The sequence below is a fragment of the uncultured Desulfovibrio sp. genome, from assembly GCF_910584445.1.
Lineage (GTDB): Bacteria > Desulfobacterota > Desulfovibrionia > Desulfovibrionales > Desulfovibrionaceae > Desulfovibrio.
Map to the genome: position 1 here is coordinate 54,949 of NZ_CAJUBO010000010.1, position 21,396 is coordinate 76,344.

Consider the following 21,396-nt stretch of genomic DNA (forward strand, 5'->3'; position numbering starts at 1 on the left):
TGGCCTCATTAAACTCCATTATGATTTTTTCAGCGAGGCAAAGAGGTTTTTCCGCTGGCCGCCCTTGGCTCCGCTTCGGGCGGGGGCTGTCACATCCCAAGCCAGCGGTCACAAATAGGTCCAGATCCTAGCCAGCCGACAGCGCGGCCGTTCCGGCGTCTTCAGGGGGCGGAGCGGCCGCCCTACATGCCAAGGTAGGCGCTGCGGACTTCCGGGCTTTGCAGCAGGTCTTCCGCCAGCCCCTCCATGGAGATGCGGCCGTTTTCCATGACATAGCCGCGGTGCGCGATACGCAGGGCCTGGTTGGCGTTCTGCTCCACAAGAAAGACCGTGGTGCCGTTGGCGTTCACCTTGTGGATGATGGCGAAGATCTGCTGGATGATGATGGGCGCAAGCCCGAGCGAAGGCTCATCCAGAAGGAGAAGGGAGGGCCGGGCCATGAGGGCGCGGCTGATGGCGAGCATCTGCTGCTCGCCGCCGGAGAGCGTGCCCCCCGCCTGGCGGCGGCGTTCGGCCAGGATGGGAAAAAGCTCGAACACATAGTCCATGTCCTGGCGCACGCCCTGGACGTCCCGGCGCAAAAAGGCGCCGAGGTCCAGATTTTCCTGGACGCTCATATCGGGAAAGATGAGACGCCCCTCGGGCACCTGGGAAATGCCGAGCATGACGATTTCATGCGGCGCAAGTTCGTGGATGGGCCTGCCGTTCCAGAAGATCTCCCCGCGCCGGGGGCGCAGGATGCCGCAGATGGTCATCAGCGTGGTGGATTTGCCCGCGCCGTTGGCGCCGATGAGCGTGACGATCTCGCCGTCGTCCACATGGAGCGAGATGTCCCGCAGGGCCTGGATATTGCCGTAATAGGTATCCACACCGCGCAGTTCAAGCATCGCTTTCTCCCAGATACGCCTTGATGACGCGCGGATCGCCCCGCACTTCCTCCGGCGTGCCCTGCGCGATGCAGGAGCCGTATTCCATGACGTAGATGCGGTCCGAGAGCGACATGACCATGCTCATGTCATGCTCGATGAGCAGGATGGAGATCTCGCGCGAGGCCCGGATGCCGCGCACCAGCGTTTCCAGCTCGCGCGTTTCCTGCGGGTTCATGCCCGCGGCAGGCTCGTCCAGCAGGAGCATGCGCGGTTCCGTGGCGAGGGCGCGGGCGATCTCCAGCCGGCGTTGCGCGCCATACGCGAGGTTGTGCGCGGTCTCGTTCCAGAGGTCCTGCAGATTGACGCTCTCCAGCAGGGCATAGCTCAGGTCGATGCTCTCCTGCTCCTCGCGCCGCGTGCGCGGGCCGCGTCCGAGCGCGCCAAGGATGCCCGCGCGCGTGCGGCAGTGCCGCCCCACCATGACGTTTTCCAGCACGGTCATCTGGTTGAACAGCCGGATGTTCTGGAAGGTGCGCGCCATGCCGAGCGCCGTGATGGCGTGCGGCTTGCGGCCGTTGAGGAGCTGGCGCTCGCCGTTGGCGTCGTACAGATAGACGCGTCCTTCGGTGGGCGTGTAAATGCCGGTGACACAGTTGAAAAACGTGGTCTTGCCCGCGCCGTTGGGACCAATGAGGGCCACGATCTCCGAAGTGTCCACATGCAGGCTCAGGTCATTGAGCGCGCGCAGCCCCCCGAAATTCTGGGAAAGATCCTCGACTTCCAGCACCGGCTTCATGCCTTGCCTCCGTCCGCGGACCCCGCGGGCGCGTTCGCAGCACCGTTTTCAAGCGCGCTGATGCGGTAGCGCCGCCGTTCGCCGCTGATGAGTCCCTGCGGCCGGAAGATCATCATGATGACCATGATGGCGCCGAAGATGAGCATCCGGTATTCGGAAAAGGCGCGCAGGTATTCCGGCGCGAGGATGAGGATGACCGCCGCGATGATGACGCCCGCGATGGAACCCATGCCCCCCAGCACCACCATGGAGAGGATCATGGCCGACTCCATGAAGGTGAAGCTGGAGGGATTGATGAAGGTGGTCTTGGCGGCGAAGATGACCCCCGCGAACCCGGCCCAGCACGAACCGAGCGCAAACGCCGAGAGCTTGACGCGCGTGATGTCGATGCCCATGGCTTCGCAGGCGATCTCATCCTCGCGCAGGGCCTGGAGGGCAAGCCCGACGCGCGAGTTCTTCAGGCGCGAGATGACCGCCACGGTAATGGCTACGGCGGCGAGGACGAGATAGTAGATATAGATGGTGGACTCGTTGATCCCCATCTCCAGCCCGAAGAGGCCGGGGCGGGGGATCTCGCTGATGCCGCGCGGGCCGCCGGTGAGGCTCGTCCAGTTGAGCAGCCCGAGGCGCACGATCTCGCCAAAACCCAGGGTGACGATGGCAAGATAGTCCCCGCGCAGGCGCAGCACGGGAAAGCCGAGGCCCAGGCCGAAAAGCGCCGCCAGCAGGCCCCCCACGGGCAGGCACATCCAGAAGCCCCAGCCGAAAAACTGGTTGAGCAGCCCATAGGCATAGGCGCCCACGGCGTAAAAGGCCACATAGCCCAGCACCAGCTGCCCGGCAAGCCCGACGACGATGTTCAGGCCCAGGGCGAGCATGATGTACAGCATGGCCGAAATCATGATGTTGGTCTGGTAGAAGGAGCCGGCCAGCGGCATGACGAGCAGGCCGCACACGAGCAGGGCCGCGCCGCCGCGCCGCAGGGCCGCGTTGCCGGCAAGCTCCCGGACGCCGGCCGCGAGGGTCGGGGGCACGGCGACCAGGGGCAGGCCGCGCGCCTTGCGGGCGAAACACCAGTTCCAGAGCAGGGAAAGGAAGAAGATCGCCACGCCCAGCGCGAGGATGCGGTCAAAGCGCCAGTGGACGGTATTTTCCAGCAGGTTGAGCTTGATGCCCATGACCGGCAGGGTCAGCACCATGAACCAGAGGGCCGTGAGCAGGGCTTTGCCGAGCTTGTGCATGGCTAGACCTTCTGCACCTTGGCTTTGCCCAGAATGCCGTCCGGGCGGAAGATGAGGATGAGGATGAGGATGCCGAAGGCAAGGATATCCTCGTAATTGCCGGAGAAATACCCGGTGGTGAAGCTCTCGGCGAGGCCCAGCACAAGGCCCCCCACCATGGCCCCGGGGATGGAGCCGATGCCGCCGAGCACGGCCGCGGTGAATGCCTTCAGCCCGGCGATGAAGCCGATGCCGAAATTCACCTGGCCCATGTGCGAGGCAATGAGCACGCCGCCCAGCGCCGCCAGGGCCGAGCCGATGATGAAGGTCAGCGAGATGATCCAGTCCGCGTTGATGCCGAGCAGAAGGGCCATTTTCCGGTTCTGCGCCGTGGCCCGCATGGCCTTGCCCATGCGCGTGAAGCGGATGAAGAGCGAGAGCGCCACCATGGCGAGGGTGCTCACCAGCAGGATGAGGAAGTCGCTCGGACCCATGACGTAGTCGATGTATTCAAGGAAGTCCATCTCCGGCAACAGACGCGGAAAGGGCACAAAGTCCGAGGTCTGGGCGAGCAGCACATAGTTCTGGAGAAAGATGGACATGCCGATGGCCGAGATGAGCGGCGAAAGGCGCGGGGCGCCGCGCAGGGGCTTGTAGGCGACCTTTTCCAGGGTGAAGCCGTAGGCGGCGCACCAGACCACGGCCACAAGGGCCGCCACCACCAGGATGCCGCCGGCCGGAAAGCCATAGACCCCGAGCGCCCCTGCCACAAGCAGGGCCGTGAACGCGCCGAGCATGTAGATTTCGCCATGGGCGAAGTTGATAAGCTCGATGATGCCGTAAACGAGCGTGTAGCCCAGGGCGATGAGCGCGTAGATGCTGCCTCTGGTCAGGCCACCGAAAAAGAGTTCGATGAAAAACTGGATGTCCATCTGCGTCCGCGCGTTACGTTGGCGTGATCCCTGCCCTGGCGCGCGTCGGGCCGTTCCGCACGGCCCGGCGCGCGCCCTTCCCGGGGAAAGTCCCAAAACGGCGCCCGGCCCGGGACCGGGCGCCGTAGGCACTTATTCGAGGACCACGCTGTGGTCCAGCTCGACGAACTTGCCGTCCTTGACCTGATAGATGGAAAGCGCCATGCCCGCGGCGTCGCCCTTTTCATTGAACCGGATCTTGCCGAGCGGCGTGTCCACGGCATTGGCGCGCATGGCTTCCTTGAGCTTGGCGGTATCCGTGCCGCCGGTCTTGGCGATGGCGTCCAGCAGGCATTCGGCGGCGGCGTAGGCATTGTAGTAGCCGAAGCCCGGCTCGCTGCCGTAGGCCTTCACATGCGCGTCGCGGGCGTGCTTGTATTCCGCGAGCGTGCTCGTGTCCTTGGGGTAGGAGGCATAGACGCCCTCGCTGTCCTTGCCGGTCATCTTGAGGAAGGTCTCGTCCTTGACGCCGTCGGGACCGATGAAGGGCGTGTTCAGGCGGTCGCGGCGCATCTGCTGCACGAGCTTGGAGGCCACGGGCTGGTAGCCGCCGAAGACCACGATGTCCGGCTTGGCGCGGCGCAGCTTGCGCACCACGGCGGAAAAGTCCACGGCGTCGGGGGTCACGGCCTCGAAAAGCACGGTCTCGGCGCCGCCCTTTTCCATGAGTACGCGGTTGTTGTCCGCAAAGCCCTTGCCGTAGTCGCCGTTGTCGTGCAGGTAGGCGATCTTCTTGGCCTTGAGCTTGTTGAGCATGAAGTCGCTCGTGAGCTTGGCCTGGGCGTTGTCGTTGGCAACGGTGCGGAAGAAGAGCGGGTTCTTGCCGCTCTCGGTCAGGCCCGGCGTGGTGGCCGTGGGCGAAATGGCGATGAGTCCCGCCTCCTGGAAGAGCGGCAGGGAGGCCGTGGTGGGACCGGAGCAGATGGGACCAACGACCACGCCCACCTTGTCGGAAATGAGCTTGGTGGCGGCGCTGGTCGCCATTTCGGGCTTGCACTGGTCGTCCTGGGCGATCACTTCCACCTGCCGGCCGAGCACGCCGCCCTTGGCATTGACCTGATCGGCCACGATCTTCACGGCATTCAGGCTCGGGACGCCGTAGGAGGCGAGGTCGCCGGAATGGGCGCCCTGAACGCCGATCTTGATGCTGTCGGCCGCGTGGGCGGACACGCCGCAGGCGAGGATGCAGGCCATTGCGAACAGAGCCATGCCTTTTTTCATGAGGATCTCCTTGAAAACGAGTGCTGCAGATACACGGGACGCGGGCGTCTGCCGCGGGACCGGGGGCGCCTTCCCCGAGGGGACGGTCTGCCGGCGGCACGGAAGGCAAGGCTCGCGTGGGCAAGTGTCATGTTGTGCCCTATTGCCGCAAGCCTGTCAATGCGCCATTCCCCGGCGGCCGCGCGCGGCGGCGGTCAGCGTTCTTTTTTCTTGTGGCTCGAGCGCAGGTGGATGCGCATGGGCGCGTGCCGGATGCCGAACATCTCGCGCAGGGCGCGTTCCAGATAGCGCACATAGCTTTCGGGGACGCGTTCGGCATCATTGACGAAAAAGACGAAGGTGGGCGGCTCGGATTCCGCCTGGGTCATATAGAAAAACTTTGCCCGCGAACGCCGGACCACCGGTGGCTGGTGCCGGGTGAGCGCCGCCTCCATGGCCCGGTTGAGCTGGCCCGTGGGGACGCGCAGGGCGCATTCGCGGTGGATTTCCTCCGCCGTGGGCAGGATGGCCGAAAGCCCGCGCCCTGTGAGCGCGGAGACCGGAAGCACCGGCACATGCCGGCAGAAGGCGAGGATCTCGTCCACGCGCTTTTTTGCCGCGTCCAGTTTGCCGCGCGGCACGAGGTCGCACTTGTTGAGGCAGATGAGGAAGGGGGTGCGGCGCGTGTCCAGCATGTCGATGAGCCGCTTGTCCTGCTGACTCACGCCTTCGGCCGCATCCAGCACCAGGACCGTCACATCGGCCTTGGTGGTGGACTTGATGGCCGCGTTCACGGAAAACTTTTCCACGCTGTCCTCGATGCGCGTGCGCCGGCGCACGCCCGCCGTGTCCACGAAAACGTAGTCGCGCCCGTCGCGGACGAAGCGCACGTCCACGCTGTCGCGCGTGGTACCCGCCACGTCCGAGACGATCATCCTGTCCTCGCCGGCCAGGGCGTTGACCAGGGAGGACTTGCCGGCATTGGGCCTGCCCAGCATGGCGAGGCGCAGGGCCGGGGCCTCCGGCGGCGCGGCGGCCTCCGCGCCCTCGGGGGTGACGAGGGCCGCGAGGTCTTCGCACAGGGCGCGCATGTTGTGCCCGTGCTCGGCGGAAACCGCCAGCAGCGGAAAGCCGAGGGCATGAAATTCCGCCACCTGTTCGTCCTCGCGTTCGGAGCCGTCCACCTTGTTGACCACGCACAGCGTGGGCAGGCCCCTGCGCCGCACATGGGCCGCGAGGTGTTCGTCGAGGGGCAGCAGGCCGTCGCGGCCGTCCACCACCAGGGCCACGGCGGCGGCCGTGGCAAGGGCCGCGTCCGCCTGGGCGAGGATGTGGGACTCGAAGCCCCGGATGCCCTCGGGTCCTTCGGCAACGCCCGCATGGGCGTCAAGGGTGATGCCGCCCGTATCCACCACGGCGAAGGGGGGCTGCCCCTTGCGGCGCACCACGCCTTCCATGCGGTCGCGCGTGACGCCGGGCCTGTCGTGGGTGATGGCGCGGTTGCTCCTGATGAGCCGGTTGAACAGGGTGGACTTGCCCACATTGGGGCGGCCGAGCAGGACCACCACGGGAAGCTTTTCGGAGGAAGGGGAATCAGGCACGGTGAGCCTCTGGCGTGCGGCGGCGGGAGCGCCGGTTTCAGTGCGGCGCGCCGGGCGGGGCACCGGCGGCGGAGTCGGAGGACGGGGAAAGCGCCGTGCCGGGGGGCGGAACGAGCGCCTGCGGATCGTCGGGCAGGGGATCGGGCATGACGGCCAGCGCATGCGCTCCGGGCCAGTCCGGCAGGCAGGCCGCGGTGTGGCCGTCAGGCAGGATGACGCGCAGGGCGTGCAGGCGCATCCCCGGGCACCCGTCGCGCCGTCCCCGGCCATACTTGGCGTCGCCCAGGACCGGATGCCCAAGGGCGGCAAGCTGGACGCGGATCTGGTGCGTGCGCCCGGTGATCAGGCGGACCTGCACGAGGCTCGCCCGCGCGCCCGTCACAAGGGGGCGCACGATGCACACCGCCTCGCGCGCGTCCGGTCCCGGCGCGCAGGGCCGCATGCGCTCGGCGCCGGGCGCGCCCGCCTTGCGGACATGGTCGCGCAACAGGCGGGGACCGGGCCAGGGCCAGCGGCCCCCGACCCAGGCGACATATTCCTTGGCGGGCAGACGTTCGCGGAACTGTCGCTGAAGTTCGCGCAGGGCGTCATGGGTGGCGGCCACGAGGAGGATGCCGGAAGTCTCCCTGTCCAGCCGGTGCGCGGGCGTGGGAGGAAAGGCGGCGCCGGGCGCGTGGGCGGCAAGGCGCGCGCTCAGGCTGTCCTCATGGCCCGTGCCCGGATGGGTGGGCAGCCCCGCGGGCTTGTTGAAGGCCCATATATCGCCGAACACGCCCACCAGCGGCGGCAGGGGGGGCGCATCGGCGGCTTCCGTGGCCGCCGGGGCGGCCGTGCCCGGAGGGGACGCGGCGGCGCCGTCCTGCCCGCGCGCCCCGGCCTGGGCCGCCAGGGTCAGGGCAAAGGGGGGGACGCGCACGGTATCGCCAAGGGCCACGCGCGCGAACGGTTTGGCGCGGCACCCGTTGAGGCGCGCCTGCCCTGTGCGGATCCAGCGGTGGAGCAGGGCGGGGGGCAGGTTGAGCCTGCGCTGGAGGAACTGAAGGAGTTTTTGGCCGCTTTCCGCCCGGCCCACCCGGGGAAAGGGCGCATCGCCCGCCGGGCCGGAGTCCGCAGTCGTGTCATGTTCGGGCATGCCGCCATAGTGGCGAAAGGCGCGGCTGTCGTCAAGAGAGTCGCCGTGAAGAGGCGGTGTCCCCCACCGGGGGATGGGCATGCGGCACTTCGCCGAGCGGGTGGGCATGGCGATGCGTGTGCGCGCGCAGGGGGACGCCGGTGTGGAGGCGGCCTTTGTCCATGCCCCAGATCTCGTCCGTCACGCGCTCGAGAAAGTCCCAGTCGTGGGAAATGACGATGCGCGCCGTGGGAAGCCCCCTGAGGACGTCGATGATCCGTTGGCGCGCGTCCGCATCCAGCCCGGTGGTGGGTTCGTCGAGGAGCAGCGCCTCCGGCCGCATGGCGAGGACGGTCGCCAGGGCCACGAGGGTCTTTTCGCCGCCGGAAAGCCGGTGGGCCAGGCGCCGGCCGTAGTCCGCAAGGCCCAGACCGGTCAATGTTTCCGTGGCGCGGGCGCGGGCCTGCTCCGCGTCAAGGCCGAGATTGAGCGGTCCGAATGCCACATCTTCAAGCACAGTGGGGAAAAAGAGCTGGTCGTCGGCATTCTGGAGGACATAGCCCACGGCGCGGCGCAGGACGCGGAAGTCCTTTTCCGTACGCACCGGCGTTCCGTGCAGGCGGATCTCGCCCGTCCCGGCGGTCTCAAGGCCGGTGATGCAGCGGAAGAGCGTCGTCTTGCCGCTGCCGTTGGGACCGTAGAGGCCGAGCCGCTGGCCCGGAAAAAGCGCAAGGCTGACATGGCGGAGCGCGGCGCGCTGTCCGCTGTCGGAAGGATAGGAGAAGGAAAGGTCGCGGATGTCGAGGAGGGGCGGTTCCCGGAGCGTCTCTCCGGGACGGCCGGCAGCGGGGCGTGCGGCTTCAGGCATGGGGACCTCCGTGGAACTCCAGCCAGATGAGGAGCGCGGCGCAGCAGAAAAGCGCCAGGGTGACGGCCGTATCCCGCGGCCGCCAGCGGAAATCGTCCAGCGGGCGAAAGGCGCCCGTGAACCCGCGCAGGAGCAGCGCCTCATGCACGCGGCGCGCGCGGTCATGCCCGCGCACGAGCAGAAGGCCGAGCAGGGTCGCCAGCGTGCGCCAGGTATGCGCGTCGCTGCGCGGCTGGAAACAGCGCAGGCGCGCCGCGGTGATGAGGGCCTGCCATTCGGCGCCCAGGACATGGATGTACCGCCCCATGAACAGCAGGAGCCAGACAAGGCGTTGCGGGCAGCCGAGCCGCCGCAGGGCGTGCCCCATGGCGGAAACATCCATCTCCGCCGTGAGGGAGAGGAACAGGAGGAAAATGGCATTGGCCTTGAGAGCGGCCAGCAGGGCCAGCCGCAGGCCGGCGTCCGTCGCCGTGAGCGGACCCGCGTTCCAGACGGCTTCGCCCGGCGTTGTCCAGGGCACGACACACCAGAGGAAGAGCACAAAGAGATTGACCGCGCCCGCGCGGCGCAGGGACCGGCCGAGCGGCGGCCGCGCCGGCACGAGCAGGGCGCAGCCCAGCCCCAGGCCGAAAAGGCAGGCGGGAAGCGTCTGCGCGATGGCAACGCAGACGGAAAGCAGGGCCGCCGACGCCAGGCGGGCGCGCGGGTCGATGCCCTGGAACGGGGAGGGCCTGGACCTGTCAGACATGGCGCGACCGTGGCCTGAGGGGAGACGGGAACGTCCGCATGGGCGCGCCGCCAGTCAGCGGCCTTCCCGGCGCCGCGCCAGGGCGTAGCAGGCGATGCCCGCAAGGCCCATGATCCAGCCGAGGCCGCCGACGATGTCGCGCACGTCGGGTCCGGGGGCGGAAAGCGCGGCCAGCTCCCGCCGCAATGGCGCAAGGCCGGTGTTCAGCGCCTCGGCCACGATGGCGCGCACTTCCGGGGCCGTGACGGGCTGTTCCCGCGCCCCGGGATGCGTCCCGGGAGGTGCCGGAACTGCGCCGGTTCTGGCGGCGGCGGGGCGGGCGTCCGCCTGCCCGGAGCCTGTGGCCGGTGCCGCGGTGCCGGAAATTTCGGAAGCCTCCATGATCCAGTCATTGGCATGGCCTTCGCCCGCGTCGATCGCGATACGCAGTCCGTGCCCCTGGCGCACCGCGTCAGGCACGGCAAAGGCAAAGCGCCCCTGGTCGTCGGTGCGGCCCTGGAGGAGTTCCCTGCCGTCAGCGGCGTCATAGACCGTCACCAGCCCGTTGCGCACGGGGGAGGAGCGGCTGAAGCCGCATTCCACCACGATCCTGTCGCCGTCGGGCCATGCGAAGATGTTGACCCTGTGCGCCCGCGCGTCAGCGGGCGCGAGCAGTGCGGCCATGAGCAGGAGGACCGGCAGGAGCGCCGTGCGGAGAACGGGGAAACGGGAGTCCGGGATGCGGGGCATGTGTCACTCCTCCTTGCCGGGACGGGGGGCAGATGTTCCCGTGGCGAGCATTTCCGGCCGCACGCGGGCGATGAAGCCCACCGTGACCATGGTGATGAAGCCCTCGGCCGCCATGACGGGCAGGTGCGCCGCCAGCAGGATCTTGGCGGCGGTGAGGAACCCTTCGTCGGTAAAGGCCAGGGCAAGGGCCGTCAGGAGCGCCGCAATAGCCACGCCAAGCGCTCCGCCGCAGAATGCGGCGACCTTCTGCCCCGTCCGTCCGGGCCAGATGCGGCGGATGCCCCGCCACGCGTACCAGGCGAGCACGGCGGAGCTGCCCATGGTGAACGTGTTGACGCCGAGCGTGGTCAGGCCGCCGTACTGGAACAGCAGGCCCTGAAGGAGCAGGGCGGCCAGGATGGCGGGAACGGCCGCCCAGCCCAGGAGCACGCCCAGCAGGCCGGTGAGCAGCAGATGGGCGCTGGTGACGCCTATGGGCACATGGATGAGCGAACCCACGAAGAAGGCGGCGGAAAGGATGCCAACTTCCATGATGCGCCCGCCATCCATGCGGCGCAGGCCCCAGGCGACGCCCGCCGCGCCGAGCAGCGCGCCCGCGCCGAGCACCGCCGGGGAAAGGACGCCTTCGGCGATATGCATGGAGCCTCCGGGTTCAGCGGGTCCTGGGGGCGGCAAATTCCATCCAGAGCACCGCGCCCAGTTCCACATCCACGGGTTTGCCTTCGGGACCGGGACGCCGGTCGCCGCTGTTCAGGGCCGCAAAGCCCCACCAGCCGGCCCAGGGCACGCCATAGACAAAAACGCCGTTCTCGTCCGCGCGCACCACCTGGGTCACAAAATACTCGTTGGGCGCCACATGCCTGCCGTCCCGGTTCCAGCATTCCACTTCCACTTCCGCGCCGGGAACGGGCTTGCCGTCCAGCAGGACGCGGCCCATGAAGACATTGCCCGCATAATTGGCGAAAGGCCGGGTCAGCGGCACGATCTCGGTCTTGAGGCCCAGAGGTTCGGCCCAGCCCTCCTCCTCGCCGAAGGCGGCCACGACCGTCTTGGCGTAATGGATGATATAGCAGTTTTCCGCAGGTTCAAAGTACGGTTCAGGCTCCACGGCGAACTGGTAGACGCCCGGACGCTGGATGCGGTACCTGGCCTGCCATGCCTTGCTGTCCAGAAATTTCGCGGCCGTGAGCGCGCCCAGAAGATCCTCGGCCTTGCCGTCGCGGAATACGGAGAAGGCGCGGGGTTTTTCCATGGTCATGCCCCTGCGTTCCTGCGGATGGGCAAAGGCGATGTCGAGCGTAAGGTCGGCGGCGGCCTTTTCCGTCACCGTGGACGTGGAAGGGATGAGCATGCCGAAATGCGCCTGGGCGGGGCTGCCGGCAAGGAGCAGGCCAAGGCCCGCAAGCAGGACGAGAACAGTGTGGCGGATGGTGTGCATGGGTCCTCCGGTTTTTGGGTATGGACAGCTGTGCCCGGGGAAGGGGCCGTGCCGGGAATGTGTGTAGCACGAAATTTGAAAATGTGTCAACAGTGTCTCCCGCGCGCCGCCGCTGGACTTGGGGGGAAAAGTGGGCCACTCTCCGCTGGTGTTCCGGGCGCCGCGGGCATGCGGCATCCCGGGCAACGGGCGATGCCCGCCGCGGGACCGGACACAGGGAGCGTACTGACGGCGGGGGACGGCATGGAGCGCGCGGACATCCTTCATCTTCTCTATGACGCCGATGCCGGGGATGTGCGGCGGCGCGCCGGGGAGACGCTCCTGCGCGTCAAGGGGACGCGCGTCTTCGTGCGCGGACTGGTGGAGTTTTCCAATGTCTGCCGGCGCAACTGCCGGTATTGCGGGCTGCGCGCCCCCAACCGGAAGCTTGCGCGCTATACCCTCACCCAGGCGGAGGTGCTGGAGGCGGCGGCCCGCGCCGTGGCCTCGGGCGCGGACAGCATCGTGCTCCAGTCCGGCGAGGGCGCCACGGATGCCGTGTGGCTCGCCGAGGTGGTGCGGGAGATCGTCCGCAGTCTGCGGGTGCCCGTGGCCCTGAGCGTGGGGGAGCGCCCGGCGCGCGACTACGCCCTTTGGCGCGATGCCGGGGCCACGCGCTATCTGCTCAAGCACGAGACCGCCGATCCGGCGCTCTATGCGCGCCTGCACCCCGGGCATTCGCTGGCGGAACGCGTGGCCTGCCTGCGCGTGCTCGCCGGGCTGGGCTATGCGGCCGGAACGGGCTTCATGACCGGCCTGCCGGGGCAGACGCCGGACTCTCTGGCGGATGACATCCTGCTGGCGCGGGAACTGGGCGTGACCATGTGCGGCGCCGGTCCCTTCATCCCCCAGGCGGACACGCCGCTGGCGCGCGCTCCCGGCGGCGGCGCGGCGCTGAACCTGCGCGTCCTGTCCGTCCTGCGCCTGGCCCTGCCGGGGGCGGACCTGCCCGCCACCACGGCGCTCGCCAGCCTGGGCGCGGGAGGCGGCCAGGCCGCCGGCCTGCGCGCCGGGGCCAATGTGCTCATGCCCTGTTTCACCCCGGAGCGGCGCCGGGGAGACTACCGCATCTATGACGGCAAGGCGCCGGTTGACATGGAGGCTGTTGACCGGGCCATCGCGGAGTCCGGGCGCACGCGCGGTCCCGACGGGGAAGGGTGACGCCGGGGAACGCGAAAGCCCCGCGGCAGAGGCGCGGCAACAAGTTTGCCTTTGCGCTTTTGCCGTATCTGTGACATGATCAGGGCACCCCTATTCCGGCCGGGCCGCGCGCCCGGTCCTGCCCGAAGCCAAGGAGGACAGCATGCCGCTTCTCGGACCCAAGGAGATGTTCGCGGCCGCCTATGCGGGGCACTATGCCGTGGGCGCGTTCAACGTCAACAACATGGAGATCGTCCAGGGCATCATGCGGGCGGCCGCCGAGGAAAAATCGCCGGTCATCCTCCAGGTGTCCGCCGGGGCGCGCAAGTACGCGGGCCAGGTCTATATCATGAAGCTCGTGGAAGCCGCGCTCCAGGAAGACCCCTCGGTGCCGGTGGTGGTGCATCTTGACCACGGGCCGTCCTTCGAGATGTGCCGCGACTGCATCGACGGCGGCTTCACCTCGGTCATGATCGACGGCTCGCACCTGCCCTATGAGGAAAACATCGCCCTCACCAAAAAGGTGGTGGACTACGCGCACCCGCGCGGCGTGTGGGTGGAGGCGGAGCTTGGCAAGCTCGCCGGCGTTGAGGAGCATGTCACCTCGGCGGAGCATGTCTATACCGACCCCGACGAGGCGGTGGACTTCGTCGAACGCACCGGCTGCGATTCCCTGGCCGTTGCCATCGGCACGAGCCACGGCGCCTACAAGTTCAAGGGCGACGCCAAACTGGACTTTGCCCGGCTGGAGGCCATCAGCGACCGGCTGCCCGGCTATCCGCTGGTGCTGCACGGCGCGTCCAGCGTGCCGCAGGAATTCGTGGAACTGTGCAACAAGTACGGCGGCAAGGTGGGCGGCGCCAGGGGCGTCCCCGAAGAGATGCTCCGCAAGGCCGCCGGCATGGGCGTGTGCAAGATCAACGTGGATACGGACATCCGCCTGGCGCTCACGGCCACCATCCGCCAGTTCTTCGTCGAGCATCCCGAACAGTTCGACCCGCGCTCGTACCTCGCGCCCGCGCGTGAGGCGGTCAAGGCCATGGTGGCGCACAAGATCCGCAATGTCATGGGTTCTTCCGGCAAGGCTTGAGAACGTCCACCACTATAAGGAGCAACCATGCCCGTCACACTGGGAATGAACGGCTTCGGCCGCATCGGCCGCTACCTTCTCCGCCTGCTCGCCAATGACGAGGAGATCCGTTTCTCGGCCATCAACGCCCGCGCCGCCAACGATGCCCTGGCCTACCTGCTCAAGTACGACTCCACCTACGGTGTCTTTCCCGGAGAGGTGGGGCATGACGAGAACGGCATCATCGTCAACGGCCGGCATATCACGGTGACGCGCTGCCAGGCCGGCCAGTGGGAATGGGGGCGCCTCGGTGTGGACATGGTGGTGGAGAGCACCGGCACCATCAAGGACCGGGAGGGCCTGGCCCGGCATCTGGAATGCGGCGCCAAAAAGGTGATCATCTCCGCGCCGGGCAAGGGCGTGGACGCCATGATCGTCATGGGCGTCAATCAGGATGTCTATGACCCCGCGAAGGATCACATCCTCTCGGCCGCCTCCTGCACCACCAACTGTCTGGCGCCCGCGGTCAAGGTCATCCACGAGAACTTCGGCTTCCGGCACGGACTCATGACCACCATCCATTCCTATACCATGAGCCAGCGCATCCTGGACGGCACGCACAAGGACTGGCGGCGCGGCCGCACGGCGGGCGTCTCCATGGTGCCGTCGAGCACGGGCGCGGCCAAGGCCGTGGGCGTGGTCATGCCCGAGCTGGCGGGGCGCATCAACGGCATGTCCGTGCGCGTGCCCACCTTCGACTGCTCCCTCGTGGACCTCACCTGCGAGGTGGAGAAACCCTGCGACGCGGCGGCGGTCAACGCCGCGCTCAAGGCCGCGAGCCAGGGCGCGCTCCGGGAGAACATGGGCTTTTCCGAAGAGCCTCTCGTCTCCATCGACTACCGGGGCAGCACTTACGGCGGCGTGGTGGACGCGCTCTCCACCCAGGTGCTTCAGGATACCATGGTCAAGCTCCTCATCTGGTATGACAACGAGTCCGGCTTCACCAACCAGCTGCTGCGCCTTGTGCGTATGGTGGGCAGAAGCCTCTAGCTGACGCGCGGAGCGCGACCGCCGCGCCATGGCGGAAAAATGGCACGGGCCGCCGCATCCCCCGGGATGCGGCGGCCCTGTTTTTGCATCCTTTTCCCCGCCGCCGGCAGCGCGCCGTGATGCCGGGGCGTGGCCGGAAATGAGAAAGTTGGCCCGCTCCTTGCATCATCAGGCGGCAAGGGAGTTTCCCGTCACGGGCCGCCGGGGGCGGCAGTGGTCCCGGCAGGGCCGGAGACAAAAGGAGAAGGTATGCAGGACGCACTGTTTAGCGGGCTTTTCGGCGCGCTGACCACCGAGCACCGCATGAATTTCATCGCCAATAATTTGGCGAACGTGAACACCACGGGCTACAAGCGCCACACCCTGGCCTTCAAGGACACCATGGCCTACTACGCCCATGACGAGATCCGCGAGCCGCTCATGCACCTGCGCTCCAAGCCGCTGTTTCCGGAGCCGAAGAACATGGCGCGCCCGCGCATCGCGGTTTCGAAGATCGACTTTTCGCAAGGCTCCATGGAGTTCACGGGCAATCCGCTGGATGTGTGCATCAACGGGGAGAACGCCTTTTTCCGCGTGACAACGCCCAATGGCGACTATCTCACGCGCAGCGGGCACTTCGTGCTCTCCAGCGACGGCACGGTCATGACGCCCAACGGCTATCCGCTCCAGGGGGTCGGCGGCAATATCGTCATTCCGCCGGGCACGCGGAACATCGTCATTGCCGGTGACGGCCAGGTCTCGGCGGACGGCGCCGTGGTCAACCAGATTGCGCTCTTCAATGTGGACAATCCGCAGAATCTGGAAAAACAGGGCTACAACCTCTACCGCCCGCGCGAGAACGTGGACGTGGCCGAGGGCGACGCCTACGCCGGGGGCGCGCGGCTGGAGCAGGGCTTTACGGAAAAGGCCAATGTGGAAGTGGTTTCGGAAATGGTGAACATGATCGAGGTGAACCGCCAGTTCGAGGCCTACCAGAAAGTGATGCAGACCGCGGATACCCTGGACCGCGCCGCCAATGACAAGGTCGGCAGGCGTGTCGGCTAGCGACTGCCTGCAAAAGTAGCCGCGAGGAAGTCGCCGCAAGCCGGGAGAAGGAGAAGTTCCCATGATGCGTTCCCTGTACACCGGAGCCACGGGCATGGTGGCCCAGCAGCTCAACATCGACGTCATTTCCAACAACCTCGCCAACGTCAACACCACGGGGTTCAAGAAGAGCCGCGCCGAGTTCGAGGACCTCATGTACCAGACCATGAAGATCGCCGGCTCCATCACCGAGGGCGACAACATGCTCCCGGTGGGCATCCAGGTGGGCATGGGCGTGCGCCCCACGGCCGTGCACAAGTTCTTCACCCAGGGCGATTTCCAGAACACGGGCAACGCCCTGGATGTGGCAATCGAGGGCGACGGCTTTTTCCAGGTGGATGTCAACGGCGACCTCATGTACACGCGCGCGGGTTCGTTCAAACTCAACCAGGACGGTACCGTGGTCACGGCCAACGGCTACATCCTCCAGCCGGAGTTCGCCGTGCCGCCGGAAACGAAGAACATCTCCATTTCCGCCAACGGCCACATCGCGGCGCTGGACAGCGAGGGACAGGAGATCGCCGGGGCGGACATCCCGCTCTATACCTTCATCAACCCCGCCGGTCTGGATGCCCGCGGCCGCAACCTCTACACCCCCACCGAAGCCTCGGGCGACGAGCAGGAAGGCGTGCCCGGCACGGACAATGTGGGCACGCTTGCCCAGGGCTTTCTGGAAATGTCCAATGTGGAGGTGGTGGACGAAATGGTGAACATGATCGTGGGCCAGCGCGCCTATGAGGTCAATTCCAAGTCCATCCAGACTTCGGACTCCATGCTCGGCATCGCCGTCCAGCTCAAGCGCAGCTAGACGAAACACGGGGATAGGGGGAGATATCATGCGCACGGGCCAGGAAAGTATCGCGCTGCCGCTTTCCGCGCCGGGCGTGCGGCCCGGTTGCACGGCCGACGATGTGTTGGCGCGGCTGCTCGCGGCGTGGGCGGTGCTGGCCCTCCTGTTCCAGATGTGGGCGCTGGCGCCCGCCGAGGCGCTGGCGGCCGCCCAGGGCGGCGTGCCCCAGGCCGTCTGGCAGGACAGCGACCGCAACCACCGCCGTTCGCCGCCGCAGGTCAAGAACCAGTTGCGGCCGCCGCAGGTGCGCGCGGGCAGGCTGCCCCTGCCCGAAGAGGCGCAGGCCGGGCGCCAGGCCAAGGCGCGCAATCTCGTCGCCACCGGGGCGACGCCGCTCCCGGCCGCCCCCGCGCCGGGCGACCGGCTCCCCATGCTGGGCGAGAGCGACTGGCGGCTCAAGGTGGCTTCGGCCGCCGTCACCAGGGGGGACATGGTGCGCCTCGGCGAGATCGTCACCCCGCTCGGGCAGATGGACGCCGCGCTCTGGAACAAGCTGTGCGAGCGCGAACTCTGGGCCGCTCCCCCGGAAGAAGGCAAGCCGCTCCAGATCAACCGGTCCAGGCTTTCGCAGGCCCTGCGCCAGGCGCTTGGGCAGGAATACGCGGGCCGCTGCATCCTGCCCACGTCGCTGGTCATCCAGCGCGGCGGCCTTGTCTTCCGCGAGGACGACCTGCGCGCCTATGTTGTCAAAAGCCTGACGCCGCAACTGGCGGCCATGCCGGGCGAGGCGGAGCTGACGGATTTTCGCCTGCCGGAATACATTTTTCTCGCGCACAGCGGCCAGCGCATCCAGCTGGAGCCGGGCAGGCTCTCCCCCGGGCGGGTGCCCCTGCGCTTTGCCGTGCAGGAGGCGGACGGAACCACCCTGCGCCGCGTGGCGGGCACGGCCAACCTCACGCTCTGGGTCACGGTGCCCGCGGCCGGGCGGCCGCTCTCCAAGGGCGAGACGCTCTCGCCGGAGGGCGTGACCTTTCTGCGCGTCAACGCCTCCCAGCTCAAGGATGTGCCCTGGGACGGCCAGGGCGGGCCGTGGCAGGTCATCCGTTCGCTCGGCACGGGCGAGCCTATCCTGCAAAGCGACCTTGCCAGCCGCCTCATGGTGCGGCGCGGCAATATCCTGACCCTGCGCTACGAAAAGGGAAATCTGAAAATGAGCATTCAGGCCGAGGCCCTGGCCGACGGCGAACCCGGAGCGACAATTCCGGTGCGGAATTTGCAAACGAAGAAACAGGTCTACGCCACCGTCAGGGACGGCAGCACGGTGGAGATCCGTTGAGCCGCGCATGACGCGGGAATTGCGGCTGCCGCCGCCAGGCGCCCGAGCGCGCCGTGAGGAGGGGGATCCAATGAAACGACAGGCACTGACATTGGCGCTGGGGGCGGTCTTTCTGCTCTGCACGGCCTGCGGTGGCGGAGGCTCCTACAAGCGCCCCGCGCTCCAGCAGCCGGTGACGCCGCCGCAGGAATACCGGCAGGAGGTCAACGGCCGCGACAATCCGGGGTCGCTGTTCGCGGCCAGCGAGGAGGAGACGCTCTTTGCGGACAGCCGCGCGCGCCGCGTGGGCGACATCGTGGTGGTCAAGCTGGTGGAAAACACCAAGGCCAAGAACAAGGCCGAGACCAGCGCGGACAAGAACAGCAACAATGATTATCAGGTCGCCGCCATGTTCGGCAAGACCAAGACCGGCTTTATCCCCCTGGTGGGCATCGGGCCGCAGGCCACGGTGGGAATGCCGGTACTCAACACCGGCTCCACAAGCGATTTCTCCGGCTCGGGCGAGACCAAGCGCGAGAATTATGTGACGACGTCCATGGCGGCGCGCGTACTGCGCGTGCTCCCCGGCGGCCTGCTCCAGATCGAGGGCGCGCGCGAGATCCGCGTCAACGAAGAGACCGAGTTCATGGTGGTGCGCGGCATGATCCGCTCGCGTGACGTGGATGCGGACAACAGCATCCTTTCCACCAAGATCGCGGACGCAAGCATCGAGTACTACGGCAAGGGCGTACTCTCCGACAAGCAGAAGCCCGGCTGGTTCTCGCGGCTCATGGACAATATCTGGCCCTTCTAGCCGCGGCCGGAAACGAGGATACGAAAAAGCCCCCGGCATGCCGGGGGCTTTTTGCCTGCCTGAATGTACCGGGAAATCCCCCGGCGATACCGGGACTGGGGACAGGAGGCCTGATGAGAATGGGACTCGTGAGTAATCCGCAATCAGGAAGCTGAAGACAGAGAGCTGGAACGAATCCGTCTGTTGAAATAGCCGCCTGTAGGCGGCTCAAATATTTTCGCCGCTGTGAGCGGCTCACGGCACAAGCCCCCGGATTTGACGGGGGGGATGGCTATTTGGAAAAAACTTCCTGTACCCATCTTCGTGTAATTTCTTTAATATTCATTTCTGCTGCTGTTTCTGATAGCTTAGATTGGAATATCAATGTATCAATATTTGTTATTGTCATCAGCATATGTTTTAAATACGAAAAAATATTTTCAAAAATGACAATGAATTTTTCTCTATCATATGCTTCTAAACATGGGGAGATAGAGTTCATATCAAATTTTGCTCTTGGCCCATAAATAAACCCACCGGATGCAGCATTTGCCACAAACATTTTATTTAATGCAAAATCCAAATCTTCAGCAGTGAAATTTTTATCCTTGACCTCTATTGAATAGTAATACTTTTCATCATAAAATATATCAATATCACCAATTTCTTTCGAAGATGCACCGCTCTCATTTGTATTATGCACAATAATTTGATAGTTATCGCCAAATGGTAGGTAAAATATTTTTTCTATTGTTCCAACTACAAGAACACAGACTTCTCCTTCACACGATTTTTCAAGCAATTTACGCATAAGATGATATAGTTCAAGTGTATTTGAAAATGTTTGTATGATATTTTTGTGTATGTCATTGTCAGTATGCGATATATTTATTAGAAGAGAAATCGAGAAGCAAAGATATTTTTTGGCTAAATTACTATCTATGTTGGTCAGTATTTCAAGAAGTTTTTCTAAATATGTTCTATCCCGCCCACCCCTTACAGGATTTTTTACATCTAAATGAGTACATCTTGCAGGTTTATTAAGAAAAGGTTCATTTGAACCGCCAAGAGCATTGTTCAAAAATTTTCTTTCAAAGGGAACAATAACTTTATGACATAAACTTCTTGCATCAAATGCACCTTCCAAGGGGGCGCCTGATTGGATTGCCAAAGCATTGATCTGTTCATTAACAGATTTTGCTAATAGCTGAGTAATGAGAATATACTTATACGTTTTATGTGATCCATGGAGAATTGTTTCTATATTTTTGCAAATATTTTTATTAACACCATCTAATGGGCACCTTTCATTATTTTCAAATGCCCATAATAGCATGGCTTGGGCGTCTTTTCCTGACACAGAAAGTGCCATATCTATATCTCCGTTAATTCTGTTTGAAAAGGAAGTGTAGGATAGTTACCTTTGTAGCGACTGTTTTCAAGATAATAAGAAACCATTTGCGCTATCTTATAACCTAATTCACAAGGAACAGCATTTCCAATTTGAGTATATTTTGAAGATTGACTACCAAAAAAATTAAACCCTAATGGAAATGTTTGTATTATTGCTGCTTCTCTGACAGTTAATCTCCTTAATCTTTTAGGAGCTAATTTATATTCTGGAATAGTTTTACCATTAGTTATATTTATATGATATTCTTCTACCCAAGAAGATGCGTTATTATATAATTCATCTGTGTCAATGATAGGAGTTTTATTACCTCCCATTGAGGCAGGTAATGTCGCACAATAGCCATTTATTCGCACAGGCCTTCCAAGGCCATTAAACAACATGCCCGCATATGGTGATTTACGAAGAACTGGTTTATCCGTTAATGTAATTTTTGCTTTACATATTTCTGTATTATTTCCAGTACCTGCAACATCAAGAACTGATAATACCTCCCTGACGGTTTTCGCTTTTTCTTTAAATGGAGCAAGTATTTTCTCTAAATCTGGAATATTTGATAAATTGTTATAAAAACCTACAAATATTACCCTCTCTCTGGATTGTGGGACTCCATAATCAGAAGAGTTTAAAACAATAAAGCTTGTTGAATAACCAAGTCTTCTCAATTTAACTAGTAATTTATTTCTAACTGCTCCCCATTTTGACAGTGTCCCTAACGCTTTAACATTTTCCATTATAAAAATTTTTGGTCGTATTAATTCAATAATATTAACATATTCCCAAATCATTTGACTTCTTTTATCTTCTGGATCCATTTTTCCAGCTACAGAAAATCCCTGACAAGGCGGACCTCCAATAATGACATCAACATTACCAGAAAATTTTAAAATTTTATTATAAATATTCTTTATATCGTCACAAACAATATGAGTTCCAATATTTAATTTATATGTTTCAACAGCATCAGCATAGATATCATTAGCGAAAACTATTTCAAAGCCAGATTTATAAAAGCCAAAATCTAGTCCACCGGCACCAGAAAATACTGATAATACTTTAAAATTTGTTTTCATCTTTTTCTCTGGTCTCTGGTCCACGAACTTAAGTTCTCGCCACTAACGACGAAATTTTCTTGACATAGCAAAATGTTACAGA

At 63.6% G+C, this 21,396-nt stretch carries 21 protein-coding genes; 7 read left to right on the forward strand and 14 right to left on the reverse strand.

Annotated elements, in window-relative coordinates; translation table 11 throughout:
• Nucleotides 1–182 precede the first annotated feature (182 nt).
• The 12 genes from QZ294_RS06240 to QZ294_RS06295 all read right to left on the reverse strand — a co-directional run bounded on the left by QZ294_RS06240 (nucleotide 183) and on the right by QZ294_RS06295 (nucleotide 11,551).
• Complete coding sequence (locus tag QZ294_RS06240; protein ID WP_297048051.1) at nucleotides 183–887, reverse strand: ABC transporter ATP-binding protein; 705 nt, start codon at nucleotides 885–887, stop codon at nucleotides 183–185.
• The gene (locus QZ294_RS06245; RefSeq protein WP_297048053.1) at nucleotides 880–1,665 is read right to left on the reverse strand and encodes an ABC transporter ATP-binding protein; all 786 of its coding nucleotides are present in this window, start codon (nucleotides 1,663–1,665) and stop codon (nucleotides 880–882) included. Before QZ294_RS06245 ends, QZ294_RS06240 begins: the two co-directional genes overlap by 8 nt.
• Nucleotides 1,662–2,906, reverse strand: coding sequence for a branched-chain amino acid ABC transporter permease (locus QZ294_RS06250; protein ID WP_297048054.1), 1,245 nt, complete (start codon nucleotides 2,904–2,906; stop codon nucleotides 1,662–1,664). The genes QZ294_RS06245 and QZ294_RS06250 overlap by 4 nt, the downstream gene beginning before the upstream one ends.
• 2 nt (nucleotides 2,907–2,908) lie before the next feature.
• Complete coding sequence (locus tag QZ294_RS06255; RefSeq protein WP_297048056.1) at nucleotides 2,909–3,817, reverse strand: branched-chain amino acid ABC transporter permease LivH; 909 nt, start codon at nucleotides 3,815–3,817, stop codon at nucleotides 2,909–2,911.
• 132 nt (nucleotides 3,818–3,949) lie between these two features.
• Entirely contained in the window at nucleotides 3,950–5,077 is a 1,128-nt protein-coding gene (locus tag QZ294_RS06260; RefSeq protein ID WP_297048058.1) for a branched-chain amino acid ABC transporter substrate-binding protein, read from the reverse strand.
• A gap of 194 nt (nucleotides 5,078–5,271) precedes the next feature.
• Complete coding sequence (der, locus tag QZ294_RS06265) at nucleotides 5,272–6,657, reverse strand: ribosome biogenesis GTPase Der (RefSeq protein ID WP_297048060.1); 1,386 nt, start codon at nucleotides 6,655–6,657, stop codon at nucleotides 5,272–5,274.
• Between the two features lie 37 nt (nucleotides 6,658–6,694).
• On the reverse strand, nucleotides 6,695–7,870 hold the full coding sequence (locus QZ294_RS06270; RefSeq protein WP_297048061.1) for an RluA family pseudouridine synthase: 1,176 nt from the start codon (nucleotides 7,868–7,870) through the stop codon (nucleotides 6,695–6,697).
• Nucleotides 7,821–8,636: an energy-coupling factor ABC transporter ATP-binding protein gene (locus QZ294_RS06275; protein WP_297048063.1), complete on the reverse strand. Its 816-nt coding sequence runs from the start codon at nucleotides 8,634–8,636 to the stop codon at nucleotides 7,821–7,823. Before QZ294_RS06275 ends, QZ294_RS06270 begins: the two co-directional genes overlap by 50 nt.
• Nucleotides 8,629–9,384, reverse strand: coding sequence for a cobalt ECF transporter T component CbiQ (cbiQ, locus tag QZ294_RS06280; protein ID WP_297048066.1), 756 nt, complete (start codon nucleotides 9,382–9,384; stop codon nucleotides 8,629–8,631). Before cbiQ ends, QZ294_RS06275 begins: the two co-directional genes overlap by 8 nt.
• A gap of 54 nt (nucleotides 9,385–9,438) precedes the next feature.
• Entirely contained in the window at nucleotides 9,439–10,113 is a 675-nt protein-coding gene (locus tag QZ294_RS06285; protein WP_297048068.1) for a cobalamin biosynthesis protein CbiL, read from the reverse strand.
• Nucleotides 10,114–10,116: 3 nt separating this feature from the next.
• The gene (cbiM, locus tag QZ294_RS06290; protein WP_297048070.1) at nucleotides 10,117–10,752 is read right to left on the reverse strand and encodes a cobalt transporter CbiM; all 636 of its coding nucleotides are present in this window, start codon (nucleotides 10,750–10,752) and stop codon (nucleotides 10,117–10,119) included.
• 13 nt (nucleotides 10,753–10,765) lie between these two features.
• Complete coding sequence (locus QZ294_RS06295; RefSeq protein ID WP_297048072.1) at nucleotides 10,766–11,551, reverse strand: DUF4198 domain-containing protein; 786 nt, start codon at nucleotides 11,549–11,551, stop codon at nucleotides 10,766–10,768.
• Between the two features lie 243 nt (nucleotides 11,552–11,794).
• On the opposite strand from QZ294_RS06295, the gene hydE reads away from it, so the two are divergent.
• The 7 genes from hydE (at nucleotide 11,795) to QZ294_RS06330 (ending at nucleotide 18,851) form a co-directional block, all read left to right on the forward strand.
• Nucleotides 11,795–12,751, forward strand: coding sequence for a [FeFe] hydrogenase H-cluster radical SAM maturase HydE (hydE, locus tag QZ294_RS06300; RefSeq protein ID WP_297048074.1), 957 nt, complete (start codon nucleotides 11,795–11,797; stop codon nucleotides 12,749–12,751).
• Between the two features lie 142 nt (nucleotides 12,752–12,893).
• Entirely contained in the window at nucleotides 12,894–13,820 is a 927-nt protein-coding gene (gene fba / locus QZ294_RS06305) for a class II fructose-1,6-bisphosphate aldolase (RefSeq protein WP_297048076.1), read from the forward strand.
• 27 nt (nucleotides 13,821–13,847) lie between these two features.
• Entirely contained in the window at nucleotides 13,848–14,849 is a 1,002-nt protein-coding gene (gene gap, locus QZ294_RS06310; RefSeq protein ID WP_297048077.1) for a type I glyceraldehyde-3-phosphate dehydrogenase, read from the forward strand.
• A 249-nt stretch (nucleotides 14,850–15,098) separates the two neighbouring features.
• Nucleotides 15,099–15,893, forward strand: coding sequence for a flagellar hook-basal body protein (locus tag QZ294_RS06315; RefSeq protein ID WP_297048079.1), 795 nt, complete (start codon nucleotides 15,099–15,101; stop codon nucleotides 15,891–15,893).
• 61 nt (nucleotides 15,894–15,954) lie between these two features.
• Entirely contained in the window at nucleotides 15,955–16,740 is a 786-nt protein-coding gene (gene flgG, locus QZ294_RS06320) for a flagellar basal-body rod protein FlgG (RefSeq protein ID WP_297048081.1), read from the forward strand.
• A gap of 28 nt (nucleotides 16,741–16,768) precedes the next feature.
• A complete protein-coding gene (flgA, locus tag QZ294_RS06325; RefSeq protein ID WP_297048083.1) occupies nucleotides 16,769–18,058 on the forward strand; it encodes a flagellar basal body P-ring formation chaperone FlgA in 1,290 nt (429 codons plus the stop codon).
• 70 nt (nucleotides 18,059–18,128) lie between these two features.
• On the forward strand, nucleotides 18,129–18,851 hold the full coding sequence (locus QZ294_RS06330; RefSeq protein ID WP_297048085.1) for a flagellar basal body L-ring protein FlgH: 723 nt from the start codon (nucleotides 18,129–18,131) through the stop codon (nucleotides 18,849–18,851).
• A 271-nt stretch (nucleotides 18,852–19,122) separates the two neighbouring features.
• On the opposite strand, the gene QZ294_RS06335 is transcribed toward QZ294_RS06330, so the two are convergent.
• Nucleotides 19,123–20,202 carry a restriction endonuclease, SacI family gene (locus QZ294_RS06335; protein ID WP_297048087.1) on the reverse strand — a complete coding sequence of 360 codons (1,080 nt, stop codon included), beginning with the start codon at nucleotides 20,200–20,202 and terminating at the stop codon, nucleotides 19,123–19,125.
• A gap of 2 nt (nucleotides 20,203–20,204) precedes the next feature.
• Entirely contained in the window at nucleotides 20,205–21,314 is a 1,110-nt protein-coding gene (locus QZ294_RS06340; RefSeq protein WP_297048089.1) for a DNA cytosine methyltransferase, read from the reverse strand.
• Between the last annotated feature and the right edge of the window lie 82 nt (nucleotides 21,315–21,396).

What these genes read in the sequence shown, in the direction of transcription:
- QZ294_RS06240 (WP_297048051.1), bottom strand. Translation starts at nt 887, where the DNA reads ATGCTTGAACTGCGCGGTGTGGATACCTATTACGGCAATATCCAGGCC.
- QZ294_RS06245 (WP_297048053.1), bottom strand. Translation starts at nt 1,665, where the DNA reads ATGAAGCCGGTGCTGGAAGTCGAGGATCTTTCCCAGAATTTCGGGGGG.
- QZ294_RS06250 (WP_297048054.1), bottom strand. Translation starts at nt 2,906, where the DNA reads ATGCACAAGCTCGGCAAAGCCCTGCTCACGGCCCTCTGGTTCATGGTG.
- QZ294_RS06255 (WP_297048056.1), bottom strand. Translation starts at nt 3,817, where the DNA reads ATGGACATCCAGTTTTTCATCGAACTCTTTTTCGGTGGCCTGACCAGA.
- QZ294_RS06260 (WP_297048058.1), bottom strand. Translation starts at nt 5,077, where the DNA reads ATGAAAAAAGGCATGGCTCTGTTCGCAATGGCCTGCATCCTCGCCTGC.
- QZ294_RS06270 (WP_297048061.1), bottom strand. Translation starts at nt 7,870, where the DNA reads ATGCCCATCCCCCGGTGGGGGACACCGCCTCTTCACGGCGACTCTCTT.
- QZ294_RS06275 (WP_297048063.1), bottom strand. Translation starts at nt 8,636, where the DNA reads ATGCCTGAAGCCGCACGCCCCGCTGCCGGCCGTCCCGGAGAGACGCTC.
- cbiQ (WP_297048066.1), bottom strand. Translation starts at nt 9,384, where the DNA reads ATGTCTGACAGGTCCAGGCCCTCCCCGTTCCAGGGCATCGACCCGCGC.
- QZ294_RS06285 (WP_297048068.1), bottom strand. Translation starts at nt 10,113, where the DNA reads ATGCCCCGCATCCCGGACTCCCGTTTCCCCGTTCTCCGCACGGCGCTC.
- cbiM (WP_297048070.1), bottom strand. Translation starts at nt 10,752, where the DNA reads ATGCATATCGCCGAAGGCGTCCTTTCCCCGGCGGTGCTCGGCGCGGGC.
- QZ294_RS06295 (WP_297048072.1), bottom strand. Translation starts at nt 11,551, where the DNA reads ATGCACACCATCCGCCACACTGTTCTCGTCCTGCTTGCGGGCCTTGGC.
- hydE (WP_297048074.1), top strand. Translation starts at nt 11,795, where the DNA reads ATGGAGCGCGCGGACATCCTTCATCTTCTCTATGACGCCGATGCCGGG.
- fba (WP_297048076.1), top strand. Translation starts at nt 12,894, where the DNA reads ATGCCGCTTCTCGGACCCAAGGAGATGTTCGCGGCCGCCTATGCGGGG.
- gap (WP_297048077.1), top strand. Translation starts at nt 13,848, where the DNA reads ATGCCCGTCACACTGGGAATGAACGGCTTCGGCCGCATCGGCCGCTAC.
- QZ294_RS06315 (WP_297048079.1), top strand. Translation starts at nt 15,099, where the DNA reads ATGCAGGACGCACTGTTTAGCGGGCTTTTCGGCGCGCTGACCACCGAG.
- flgG (WP_297048081.1), top strand. Translation starts at nt 15,955, where the DNA reads ATGATGCGTTCCCTGTACACCGGAGCCACGGGCATGGTGGCCCAGCAG.
- flgA (WP_297048083.1), top strand. Translation starts at nt 16,769, where the DNA reads ATGCGCACGGGCCAGGAAAGTATCGCGCTGCCGCTTTCCGCGCCGGGC.
- QZ294_RS06330 (WP_297048085.1), top strand. Translation starts at nt 18,129, where the DNA reads ATGAAACGACAGGCACTGACATTGGCGCTGGGGGCGGTCTTTCTGCTC.
- QZ294_RS06335 (WP_297048087.1), bottom strand. Translation starts at nt 20,202, where the DNA reads ATGGCACTTTCTGTGTCAGGAAAAGACGCCCAAGCCATGCTATTATGG.
- QZ294_RS06340 (WP_297048089.1), bottom strand. Translation starts at nt 21,314, where the DNA reads ATGAAAACAAATTTTAAAGTATTATCAGTATTTTCTGGTGCCGGTGGA.